The 11276-nt window shown below is 68.9% G+C and carries 11 protein-coding genes; 7 read left to right on the top strand and 4 right to left on the bottom strand.

Annotated elements, in window-relative coordinates; genetic code table 11:
- Window positions 1–128: 128 nt before the first annotated feature.
- Together C516_RS0100615 and C516_RS0100610 are read right to left on the bottom strand one after the other, a co-directional pair.
- The gene (locus C516_RS0100615; RefSeq protein WP_018716408.1) at window positions 129–1142 is read right to left on the bottom strand and encodes a porin; all 1014 of its coding nucleotides are present in this window, start codon (window positions 1140–1142) and stop codon (window positions 129–131) included.
- Between the two features lie 240 nt (window positions 1143–1382).
- Window positions 1383–2444: a Glu/Leu/Phe/Val family dehydrogenase gene (locus tag C516_RS0100610; RefSeq protein WP_018716407.1), complete on the bottom strand. Its 1062-nt coding sequence runs from the start codon at window positions 2442–2444 to the stop codon at window positions 1383–1385.
- 256 nt (window positions 2445–2700) lie between these two features.
- Here C516_RS0100610 and C516_RS0100605 point away from each other — a divergent pair, with 256 nt between their 5' ends.
- The 7 genes from C516_RS0100605 to C516_RS0100575 all read left to right on the top strand — a co-directional run bounded on the left by C516_RS0100605 (window position 2701) and on the right by C516_RS0100575 (window position 10139).
- The gene (locus tag C516_RS0100605; protein WP_018716406.1) at window positions 2701–3045 is read left to right on the top strand and encodes a hypothetical protein; all 345 of its coding nucleotides are present in this window, start codon (window positions 2701–2703) and stop codon (window positions 3043–3045) included.
- 183 nt (window positions 3046–3228) lie between these two features.
- The gene (locus C516_RS0100600; RefSeq protein WP_018716405.1) at window positions 3229–4146 is read left to right on the top strand and encodes a MurR/RpiR family transcriptional regulator; all 918 of its coding nucleotides are present in this window, start codon (window positions 3229–3231) and stop codon (window positions 4144–4146) included.
- 123 nt (window positions 4147–4269) lie between these two features.
- A complete protein-coding gene (locus C516_RS0100595; protein WP_026320838.1) occupies window positions 4270–5247 on the top strand; it encodes a TAXI family TRAP transporter solute-binding subunit in 978 nt (325 codons plus the stop codon).
- A gap of 60 nt (window positions 5248–5307) precedes the next feature.
- A complete protein-coding gene (locus C516_RS0100590; RefSeq protein ID WP_018716403.1) occupies window positions 5308–7950 on the top strand; it encodes a TRAP transporter permease in 2643 nt (880 codons plus the stop codon).
- Between the two features lie 39 nt (window positions 7951–7989).
- On the top strand, window positions 7990–8436 hold the full coding sequence (locus C516_RS0100585; protein WP_018716402.1) for a universal stress protein: 447 nt from the start codon (window positions 7990–7992) through the stop codon (window positions 8434–8436).
- A gap of 35 nt (window positions 8437–8471) precedes the next feature.
- Complete coding sequence (locus C516_RS0100580) at window positions 8472–8786, top strand: DUF2288 domain-containing protein (RefSeq protein WP_018716401.1); 315 nt, start codon at window positions 8472–8474, stop codon at window positions 8784–8786.
- A gap of 210 nt (window positions 8787–8996) precedes the next feature.
- Window positions 8997–10139, top strand: coding sequence for an MFS transporter (locus C516_RS0100575; RefSeq protein ID WP_018716400.1), 1143 nt, complete (start codon window positions 8997–8999; stop codon window positions 10137–10139).
- On the opposite strand, the gene msrA is transcribed toward C516_RS0100575, so the two are convergent.
- Together msrA and C516_RS0100565 are read right to left on the bottom strand one after the other, a co-directional pair.
- A complete protein-coding gene (gene msrA / locus C516_RS0100570) occupies window positions 10117–10665 on the bottom strand; it encodes a peptide-methionine (S)-S-oxide reductase MsrA (RefSeq protein ID WP_018716399.1) in 549 nt (182 codons plus the stop codon). The two genes, C516_RS0100575 and msrA, sit on opposite strands and share 23 nt — an antisense overlap.
- A gap of 23 nt (window positions 10666–10688) precedes the next feature.
- Window positions 10689–11129 (bottom strand): PAS sensor domain-containing protein, encoded by a 441-nt coding sequence (locus C516_RS0100565; protein ID WP_018716398.1) that lies wholly within the window; start codon window positions 11127–11129, stop codon window positions 10689–10691.
- Window positions 11130–11276 lie beyond the last annotated feature (147 nt).

Genomic DNA, 11276 nt, shown 5'->3' with positions numbered 1-11276 from the left:
CCCTGCTACCGGGTCGGGTGGATTCGAGATTGGCACACCGGCCGGAGAGGGGCAATAAGCGCCAAGGTGAGCGGACGACGGGGCCCGAAGGCCCCGTCGTCCTGAACGCGATCCGCTACAGCGTGGGATCAGAAGCTGTAGGACGCGCCGACGGCGGTGTAGTCACCCTCGTCCTTGGTCTGGTCCATCACGGCCGTCTCGGCCCAGACGTAGAGGTTGCTGGAGACGTCATAGGTCGCGCCGACCAGGAACTCGGTGCGGTCGTCGACGCTCTTCTGGTCCTCGTCCACCTGGTTGACCATGGCCCGGAGCTCGCCCATGCCGTAGTCGAAGGTGCCGAGCAGGCCGTAGGTGGTCTGGGTCTCGTCCGCGGCGGTGGCATCGATGTCGTTGCCGGTCTCCGCGTGGGCGGTGAGCACCACCGGCGCGAGGTCGACACTGCCCATCACGCCGTAGGTGGCGTCGGTGTCGGAGAACGCGCCGTTGTAGGTCGTGCCGCGGCCGCGATCGTCATAGCCCGCGGCGACGGTGAAGATCCCGGTCTCGTACTGGGCGACGAGCTGATAGGCGGTCTCGGAGTCGGTCGACTGGTTACGCTCGGCGAGGCTCTCGCCGTCGCCCTTGGTGGAGACCATGGCGCCGAAGCTGAAGCCGCTGAAGTTCGGCGAGATATAGCCCACGGAATCCTCGCCGTCGGTCATGGACGGGTTGGTGGCGCCGCCGTACTCGAAGACGTCCCAGGGGTCCTGGATGGTGTCCTCGTAGAGGCTGCCGTCCCAGCGCCCGAGCTGGACGGTACCGAAGTTGCCGGTTACGCCCGCGTAGGCGGACTCGACGTCGTTGATGCCTTCGTCGTTGTCGGCGACGCTATCGCTCTCGTCCGCCTCGAAGTTGTACTCGATCTGGAAGAAGCCCTCGAGGCCGTTCTCGAAGGCGTGCTCACCCTCGAAGGTCAGGGTGGAGTCGTTGTCGCCGAACTCGGACTCGTCCTCTCCGGTGTCATTGGTCTCGGTGAGATACATGTACTCCAGCGAGCCATTCACGGAGAACATGGTGTCCTCGTTGATCCGGAATTCGGCGGCGTGGGCGCTGGAGGCGCCGAGGGCGGCGGCGACCGCCAGGGCGGAGATGGCCTTCTTCATTGTCGCGTCCTCATCGTCTGTTGGTTGGCTGTAATACTCCCGTCACATAAATCGCAACGAGAATCGGTCGCAACAATACGTGGGACGATGCGCTGTAGCAACAGGTGTGTTGCACGCGTAACGAAAAATTAATGTTGAGTTGTGAACTGGCAACAGGTGACGCGTCCGGACGGCCTGTCTCACCGGGTGGTGACGGCCGCCGGTGCGGCTGGGATGCCGCACCGGCGGCAGGAGAGGGGGTTAGGGGCGGGCGGCGGCGAGCCGTTCCTCGGCGATATGGTCGGCCACGGTGCTGGTGGCCAGGCCCTGGCGGGCGGCGCGCTCGTAGATCTCGGTGAGGGTGTCGGCGATGGCGTCGACCCGGCGGCGCACGCGCAGGGCGTCGTAGCCGGCGTATTCGTCGGCGACGTCGATCACGCCGCCGGCGTTGATGACGTAATCCGGGGCATAGAGGATGTCGCGTTCGCGCAGGCGTTCGCCGTCGGTGTCCTCGGCGAGCTGGTTGTTCGCGGAGCCAGCGATCACGCGGGCCTGTAGCTCCGGGATCGTCCGGGCATTGAGCACGGCGCCCATGGCACAGGGGGCGAAGACGTCGACGGGCGCGGCGTGGATTGCGGCGGTGTCCACCGGTTCGGCGTCGTACGCGGTGACGGCGTGGCGGAGCGCGGGCTCGTCGATATCGCTGACCCAGAGTCGCGCGCCGGCGTTATGGAGCATGGCGGCAAGGTGATGACCGACGTTGCCCACGCCCTGCACGGCGACCCGAACGCCGTCGAGGTCGTCGCGGCCCAGCGCCGCGCGCAGCGACGCTCGGATACCGCCGAATATGCCGCGGGCGGTGGCCGGCGAGGGATCGCCGCTACGCACGATGCCGTCGGCGTCGCGCTTGTCCGCGATGCCGACGACGTGGCCGGTGACCCCGGCGATGGTACGCAGGTCGTCGACGTCGGTGCCGGAGTCCTCGGCGGTGATGTAGAGGCCGTTCAGGTCCTCGACGAGCCGACCCAGTGCACGCATGAGCGCCGGCGTTTTATCCTTGTGAGGGTCCGCAATGACCACGGCCTTGCCACCGCCGAGCGGCAACCCGGCCATCGCCGACTTGTACGTCATGCCGCGCGAGAGGCGCAACACGTCGGTTAGCGCGGCGTCGTCGTCCGGGTAGGGGAATATGCGGCAGCCCCCGAGGCTCGGGCCGAGGCGGGTGCTGTGCACGGCGATGATGGCGCGCAGCCCGGTGTCCGGGTCATGCCCGAAGACCACGCGCTCGTGTTCGCGGAATTCCCGGTGCTCGAACACGCTCATGGGGATCTCCTCCTGTGGTGTCGTTCCGGGCGTTCGGCCCGGAGTCCCGTCACCGCCGCCGCCTTGTGGGCAGGGCGGCCTGATGACACGCCCTCCGGGGCACGGGTTACGTGCCCCGGTCGGCAATTCCAGTCTACCCCGCCGGGGCATGCCGCGCCCATTGCGGTCACTACCCGGCCGGGATGGCCGCCCCAGGGCGGCCGGCGTAGGCTATTCGCCCGGACGGGCAAGGCGCGGGCGAGAGACGGGAGGTGACATGACGGCGGCTATCTGGCTGGGGGGCGTGGTGGCAGCGGCGCTCGTGGGGGCGGTGATGCTCAGCCGGCACCTGCGCCGGCGGCGCGTGGCGCCGCTGGCGGGGCTGGTTCACGGCGTCGTCGCGGTCTCCGCGGTGGTGGGCCTCGTGGCGGCGCTATGGGGCGGCGGTCAGGCCCTCGCCGCCAACACCGGTGCGTTCGCCCTGTGCCTCGCCGCGGTCGGTGGCGGCTTCGTCGGCGTGTTCCGGCTCGAGGGCGCCGCACCGCCGCTGTTCATGGTCTGGCTGCATGCGGTGATGGCGCTGATCGGCATCGGCCTCGCAGGCTATGGCCTGCTGGTGTGAACATGGCTTTCCAGATTTGCGGCAAAATATCAAGGCCGCAATTCTGGCTTGCGTGCGATGTGGCGACTGCTATCCTCGCGATATGACGTCAGCGCTGCACAAACAGGGCGGGGGGGCTATCGGCCCGCGATCCCGGCGGTTGTTGCCGGCGTGCGGCGCCGTGGTGGACAGGGGGGGCGCGCGGTGAGCGCGAAGGACACCCCCCCGGCCGGCGACGCGCCGGTCACCCTGGAAGCGCTGCAGGCGGTGCTCGCCGACGTCGAGGCGGGCGGAGAAGCGCATCGTCTCGGCCGCCGGGCCGCGGCGGTGCTCGCCGATATGGTGGCCGCACCGCGCCAGGCGGCGGTCTACAGCATCACGGAGCTGGCGTCGGCGTTCGGGGTGCACCCGTCGACACTGACGCGCCTCGCCAAGGCCCTGGGCTATCGGGGGTTCGCCGAGTTCCAGGCGGTCTTCCGCCGGCATGTCGCGCAGACCGGGCACTTCTACAGCGGCCAGGTATCGCGGCTGCGCGACGTCAGTGGCCGTCAGCACGAAACCCTGGAGGTGCTCTCCCGGGTGGCGCGCGAGGAGCGTGGCAATATCCAGGGGATGCTGAATAACCTGGACGTGGCCGGCCTGGAGGAGGCGGTCGCCGCGCTGGTCGGCGCCACGCGGGTGCACGTGCTCGGTATGCGCCAGTCCTATCCGCTCGCGAGCTTCTTCTCCTACGGGCTGGGCATGCTCAAGTCCGACGTCACCACGCTCAACCCGGAGCACGGGCTCGCCCACGGTCTCGCGCAGATGCGCGACGGGGACGTGCTCGTGGCGATCGGCTTCGCGCCCTATACCCGCGCGACGGTCACCGCGGCGGGGCTCGCGCGTCAGGGCGGCACGGGCGTGATCGCGATCACGGACAGCTATGCCTCGCCGCTCGCCGCGCAGGCACGGCACACGTTCGTGGCGCCGGCGACGGGGCTTTTCTTCAGCAACAGCATGGGGGCGGCGCTGATCCTCATCGAGGGGCTTCTGGCGCTGGTCGCACGCGCGCTCGGGGACGACGCGCTCACCGCGCTCCAGGCGCGCGAGCGCCTGATCGGGGCGCTCGACGTGGAGCTGTAGTCGGGGGTGGTGGAGAGGTGGCCTGGCGGCGCCCATACTCCCGGGGCGTGACAGTGACAACAGGGCACCACGCGCGGCGGCCCAACAGGCTGCCGGCATGAGCAACCAACGGAGGAAAAAACGATGTTGCACAAAAGGAAGCTGCTGACAGGCGTCGTGGCCGGAGCCCTGGCCATGGGCGTCTCTCTGGGTGCAAGTGCGCAGGAGGAGTTCGTCACCATCGGCACCGGCGGCGTCACCGGTGTCTACTATCCGGCGGGCGGGGCGATCTGCCGGCTGGTCAACAAGGGCCGCTCGGAGCATGGCATCCGCTGCTCGGTGGAGAGCACCGGTGGGTCGGTCTACAACCTCAACGCCCTGCGCAGCGGCGAGCTGGACTTCGGCGTGGTCCAGTCCGACTGGCAGTACCACGCCTATAACGGCACCAGCAAGTTCTCCGACCAGGGGCCGTTCAAGAAGCTCCGCGCCGTGTTCTCGCTCCATCCGGAGCCCTTCACGGTGGTGGCCCGGGCGGATTCCGGCATCACCAACTTCGAGGACCTCAAGGGCAAGCGCGTGAACGTCGGCAACCCCGGTTCCGGCCAGCGTGCGACCATGGAGATCGCCATGGACGCGATGGGCTGGAGCATGGACGACTTCTCGCTGGCCTCCGAGCTGAAGGCCTCCGAGATGGCCTCGGCGCTGTGTGACAACAACATCGACGCGTTCGTCTACGTTGTGGGTCATCCCTCCGGCTCCATCGAGGAGGCGACCACCGCGTGTGATGCGCGTCTGGTGAACGTCAAGAACCCGGCCATCGAGAAGCTGGTGGACGAGCGTCCTTACTACTCCTTCGCCACCATCCCGGGCGGGATGTACCGCGGTAATCCGGACGACGTGACCACCTTCGGCGTGCGTGCCACGTTCGTCACCACCACGGACACCTCGGAGAAGGCGGTCTACACCCTGGTGAAGTCCGTGTTCGAGAACTTCGACCAGTTCACCTCGCTGCATCCGGCGTTCCAGGTGCTCAAGAAGAAGGAGATGGCGAACGCCTCTCTGAGCGCGCCGCTGCACGCCGGTGCGGAGAAGTACTACAAGGAGGCCGGCCTGATCGAGTGATCGGGGCCGTCGGCCGCGGGGCCCCGTGCCCCGCGGCTCCACCGCCGGGGGAGCAGGTCGATGACAGCGGATACGCGTGAGACGGGGCAGACGGAAAACAGCGGCGGCGCCGGGGGCGGCACCGAGGACGTGCTGGCCACGGAGACCGGCGGGCGGCATCCTGGCGGCTTCCCGGCGAAGCTGCTCTTCGCCGTGCCGCTGCTCTGGTCGCTGTTCCAGATCTGGTATGCCTCGCCGCTGCCGTTCATGCTCGACTTCGCGGTGTTCAATTCCACGGAGGCGCGGGCGATCCACCTGGCCTTCGCAATGTTCCTGGCCTTTCTGGCCTTTCCCGCCCTGAAAGGCTCGCCGCGGGACCGGATTCCCGCACTGGACTGGATACTGGCGGTGGTCGCGGCCTTCACCGCGGCCTACCTGTTCCTCTTCTACCAGCAGCTCTCCCAGCGCCCGGGTCTGTATACCTGGTACGACGTGGCCGTAGCGGTCACCGGCATGGTGCTGCTGCTCGAGGCCACCCGGCGCTCGCTCGGGCCGCCGTTGATGGTGGTCGCGCTGGTCTTCCTCACCTATACGTTCGCCGGCCCCTATATGCCCGACGTGATCAGCCACGACGGGGCGAGCCTGCAGCGGGCGATGGGGCAGTACTGGCTCACGACCGAGGGCGTGTTTGGCGTCGCCCTCGGGGTGTCGACGAGCTTCGTGTTCCTGTTCGTGCTCTTCGGTGCCCTGCTGGAGCAGGCCGGCGCCGGCGCATACTTCATCAAGGTCGCCTTCGCGCTGCTCGGCCACATGCGCGGTGGACCGGCCAAGGCCGCCGTAGTCGCCTCCGGGCTCTCCGGCGTGATCTCCGGCTCCTCGATCGCCAACGTCGTGACCACCGGTACCTTCACCATCCCGCTGATGAAGAAGGTCGGTTTCCCCGGCACCAAGGCCGGTGCCGTGGAGGTGGCCGCGTCCACCAACGGCCAGCTCACGCCCCCGGTGATGGGCGCGGCGGCGTTCCTGATGGTCGAGTACGTCGGCATCCCGTATATCGAGGTCGTCAAGCACGCGATCCTGCCGGCGCTGATCAGCTATATCGGGTTGATCTACATGGTCCACCTGGAGGCGGTGAAGGCCGGCATGAAGCCGATGCATACGCGCAACCGCGGGCCGCTGTACATGCGCCTGGCGACCACGGCAGGGATCCTGTTCGTGATCTGCGCGCTGAGCCTCGGCGTCTACTACGGCGTGGGCTGGATCAAGACGGCCTTCCCGGCGGCGTCGCTCGAGATCATCGCCGCGCTCGTCGCCCTGGTGTACGTGGCGCTGGTGTGGCTCGCGGCGCGTCAGCCGGAGCTCACCTCCGAGTTCGAGATGGACCCGGAGACCGGCAACATCCGTGTCCCCGAGGCCGGGCCGACGGTGCGCGCGGGCCTGTACTTCCTGCTGCCGGTGGTGGTGCTGGTCTGGTGCCTGATGGTGGAGCGCTTCTCGCCCGGGCTGTCGGCGTTCTGGGCGGTGATGTTCCTGATCATCATCGCGGTGACCCACCGGCCGCTGCTTTCGGCGTTCCGGGGTCGTGGCGCGATCGGCGGCGAGGTGGTGCGAGGCGGCCGTGAGCTCGTCTACGGCATGGTCGAGGGCGCGCGCAACATGATCGGCATCGGCGTGGCCACGGCCACCGCCGGCATCGTCGTGGGGACGGTGACGCTCACCGGCATCGGCCTGGTGATGACCGAGTTCGTGGAGTTCATCTCCGGCGGCAGCCTGATCCTGATGCTGCTGTTCACCGCCATCATCAGCCTGCTCCTCGGTATGGGCCTGCCGACCACGGCCAATTACATCGTCGTTTCCACGCTGATGGCGCCGGTGGTGGTGGAGCTGGCGGCGCAGCAGGGACTGGTGGTGCCGCTGATCGCGGTGCACCTGTTCGTGTTCTACTTCGGCATCCTCGCCGACGACACGCCGCCGGTGGGCCTGGCCGCCTTCGCCGCCTCGGCGATATCCGGCGCCGACCCGATACGCACCGGCGTTCAGGGTTTCACTTACGATATCCGCACGGCGATCCTGCCGTTCATGTTCATCTTCAACACCCAGCTCTTGCTGATGGGGCTGACCGGGCCGTTCGATCTGATCGTGACCATCGCCTCCGCGGTCGGCGCCATGCTGCTGTTCGCTGCGGCGACGCAGGGCTTCTGGCTGGTGCGCAGCCGCTGGTACGAGACGGTGGCGCTGCTGCTGATCGCGTTCACGCTCTTCCGCCCCGGTTTCTGGTGGGACGATATCTACCCGCCCTACCGCCAGGCGGAGCCGACCCAGCTCGAGGCGGTCGCCGCGCGCCAGCCCGCCGGCGGCCAGGTCCCGATCCGGGTGCGGGGCATGACCATCGAGGGCAAGCAGGTGGACAAGACCATCCTCCTGCCCCTCGGGGACAAGGCCGACAGCGGTGCCGCCCGACTGCGCGAGGCGGGGCTGACCCTGCAGCAGGCCGGCGACGGCGCACTCCAGGTCCAGCGCGTGCGCTTTGGCAGCGCGGCGAAGAAGGCGGGCCTCGACTTCGGCTACCGGATCGTGTCGGTGCAGGTGGACAATGAGCGCCCGCCCAAGGAGCTCACGTATATCCCCGCACTCGTCCTGCTCGGGCTCGTCGCCTGGCTGCAGCGACGGCGCCGGCCGCTCGAACCCGAGCCCGCCGGGTCCACCGGGGAGCAGCCGGCGTGAGCCGGTGCACCGTAATGCCTCATCGCGGAGGGCACTGACGTGTTCAAGAAACTGCTGCTACCGGTGGATCTTCAGGACGACACGGGCTCGGGGGACGAGGCGGCCGACCTGGCTGTCGGGCTCGCCCGTACCCATGGTGCGGCGATCCACGTGCTGAGCGTCTTCCCGGGCGTCGGCCTGCCCTGGGTGTCCACCTATTTCCCGGCGGACAGCCTCCAGCGTGCCCGCGACGACCTGCGCGGGCGCCTGACGGACTGGGCGGGTCGTCATATCCCCGCGGAAATCCCGTGCACGGTCGATATCGCCGAGGGGCCGCCGCACCGGTGTATCCTCGACGAGATCAGGCATGTCGGTGCCGATCTCGTCGTTATGCCGAGCCACGACGAGACCGGTGCCGAGCGGGTGTTCCTGGGGTCCGTGGCCGCGCGGGTGGTGGAGCGGGCCCACTGCTCCGTGCTGGTCGTGCGCCACCCGCGGCGGGGCTAGTAACATGTCCGGCCCCGCTGGAGAAGGAGTGCGCCATGACCGCCGAACCCTCGCTGCATGAGCGTCTGAACGCCGAGACGGCCCGCATCCGCTGGTCGGAGCTCGAACGCCACTTCGCCCGTGGCGCCACCGTGACCGTGGCCCGTGACCTGGACCTGGTCGAGGTGGCCCGGCGGTTCGTCGAGGACGACACCGCCCATGTTTCCGCGTGGCTGGAAGAGGGCCGTGTTGCACGCACCAGCGACGACGAGGCGCGCGCCTGGGCGGCGGTCGACGCCGAGCTCTGGGCGGTGGTGGTGCCGCCGTGGGTCCTGGTCCAGGAGGATCAGCCCCCCGGCAACGAGCACTGAGCCCGTCCTGCCCGGCGCCGCGGTCTCCGCTGCGGCGCAGCATTTGTTATCATGCGAATGATCGCGGCATATCTGCCGCGGGGCCGGGGCGTGGCCGCCCGGCGCGGGCGAGGTGCGGCCGCCTGCACGCTCCGCCGCGGCATCTCCCGGTAGTCCGCTGATCCCTCGTGGTGGCGCCGGCGCGCCGCCGTTGCTGCACGGAGGCGCAAGTTGTCCATTCGGGCCGTGATCACCGCCCTGCTGGCCTATTTCTCCCTCTATGCCCCCCAGCCCCTGTTGCCACGGCTGGCCGACAGCCTTGCCGTGAGCGAGTCCCAGATCGCCCTGCTGATGACGGCAACCCTGTTGCCGCTGGGCGTTGCGCCACTCGCCTACGGGGCACTGCTCGGGCGCTGGCAGACCACGCGGGTGCTCTGTGTCGGGACGGCCGGGCTGGGCGTGGCGGCGCTGGTGTTCATGGCGGTGCCCCGGTACCCGGTCATGCTCGCCGCCCGTCTCGCCCAGGGGCTGCTGTTACCCGCCGTGATGACGGCGCTGATGACGGCGATCGCCGGACGGGCGAGCCCGGAGCGGCTGCAGCGGGTCATGTCGGTGTACGTGGCCGTGACCATCGTGGGCGGCTTCGGGGGGCGGCTGCTGGCCGGCTCGGCCGCGACGTGGTGGGACTGGCACGTATTCTTCCTCGCCCTCGGGCTCGGACTGATCGCCAGCGCGGTGTGGTGGTCCCGCGCGCCGCAGCGGGCCATGGAGCCGCGCCCGGCGCCGAGCTGGGCGGGCGTCCGGTCACTCTGGTGCGAGGGTGGCAACGGCTATCTCTTCACCGCGATCTTCTGCCTGTTCTTCGTGTTCGTCGGCCTGCTCAACTACCTGCCGTTCCGGGTGAAGGCGCTGGCGCCGGCGGCCACGGAGCTGCAGATCAGCCTGCTGTACGCGGGCTATCTCATGGGCATCGTCTCGGCGCTGGGTGCGCCCCGGGTAATCCGCCGCCTGGGCGGGCGGGCGCGGGCGGTCGTGCTGGGTTACGTGATCTACTGCGTCGCCCTGGCCGGCACGCTGATCCCGAACCTGTGGGCCGTCTTCGCGGTGGTGTTCGTCTTCTGCGGCGGGATGTTCCTGGTCCACTCCATCGCCTCCGCCGAGGTCAACCGCTCGCAGAGCCCGCACCGGGGCATGATCAACGGGCTCTACGTCTCCTCGTATTACCTCGGCGGCGTGCTGGGCTCGTATCTGCCCGGCCTGGTTTATGAACGCTGGGGCTGGACCCCGACCGTCGCGGTGATCGCCGTGGTCGCGCTTGCCGGGCTGGTGCTGAGCCAGCGCTACGCCAGCGTCAGCGCCCGAGGCGTTCGCTGAAGCGCCGGCGAAACGCCGCCAGCTTGGGGGCGATGACCACCTGGCAGTAGCCCTGCTCCGGATGGTTGCGGAAGTAGTTCTGGTGGTAGTCCTCCGCCGGGTGGAAGCGGGACAGTGGCACCACTTCGGTAACGACCGGGTCGGCGAATACCCCCTCGCGTTCCAGCTCGGCGATCGCGGCCCCGGCGTCGGCCTTCTGCTCGTCGTCGTGGTAGAGGATGACGGAGCGGTACTGCGGGCCGACATCGTGGCCCTGGCGATTGGGCGTGGTCGGGTCGTGGACGGAGAAGAACACGCCCAGCAGCTCCCGATAGCCCACCGCCGAGGGGTCGTAGGCGATCTGAACCACTTCCGCGTGGCCGGTGTCGCCCCGGCACACCGCCTCGTAGGTGGGGGCTTCGGCGTGGCCGCCGGCGTAGCCGGGGGTTACCGACCGGACCCCGGGCAGCTCCTGGAACACGGCCTCCAGGCACCAGAAACAGCCGCCGCCAAGGGTTGCCAGGGCCGTGTCGTCCATCTCGCTCATGGGGCTGCTCCGTATCCGCCGGGTCAGGACGCCCGCCGCTCGAGCTCGCGGCGCAGGCGCTCGACCTCGCGCTCGGCCTCGACCTGTGCCGTGACGTCCTTCTGGATGCCGATGAAGTAGGTAAGCCGGTCTTCGTCGTTGAACACCGGAGTGATGGAGAGCTCGTTGTAGAACAGCGAGCCGTCCTTGCGGTAGTTGCGCAGCACGACGCGGCAGGGCCTGTCCGCCGCCATTGCGGTGCGCAGTGTCGCCAGTCCGGGCTGGTCCCGGTCCTCGTTCTGGAGGAAGCGGCAGTCCCGGAACAGGATCTCGTCGCGGTGATAGCCTGTCAGCCGCTCGAATGCCTCGTTCACGTAGATGAGGATGTGATCGTCCCCCTCCTGCTCGGCAACGACAATGCCGTCGTTCGAGGCGTCCAGCAGTCGCTGGAGGAGCACCGGGTCGAGGCTGTCCACGTCCGCCATTCCATTGCCCTGTACCAAGTCATCTGCCGCTTAGCTTACTAAGCCGGTTACAGGTAACGCCACCCTGCGGCAGGCGCGCCATGCCGCGCCCGGCAGCGTCCCGGACCTGAACGGTCCGTGCTGCCCGGGTGTGTGCCGGCCTACCGG

This window comes from Arhodomonas aquaeolei DSM 8974 (genome assembly GCF_000374645.1).
In the GTDB taxonomy this organism is placed as follows: domain Bacteria; phylum Pseudomonadota; class Gammaproteobacteria; order Nitrococcales; family Nitrococcaceae; genus Arhodomonas; species Arhodomonas aquaeolei.
This window is presented reverse-complemented; position numbering and strand designations above follow the sequence as displayed.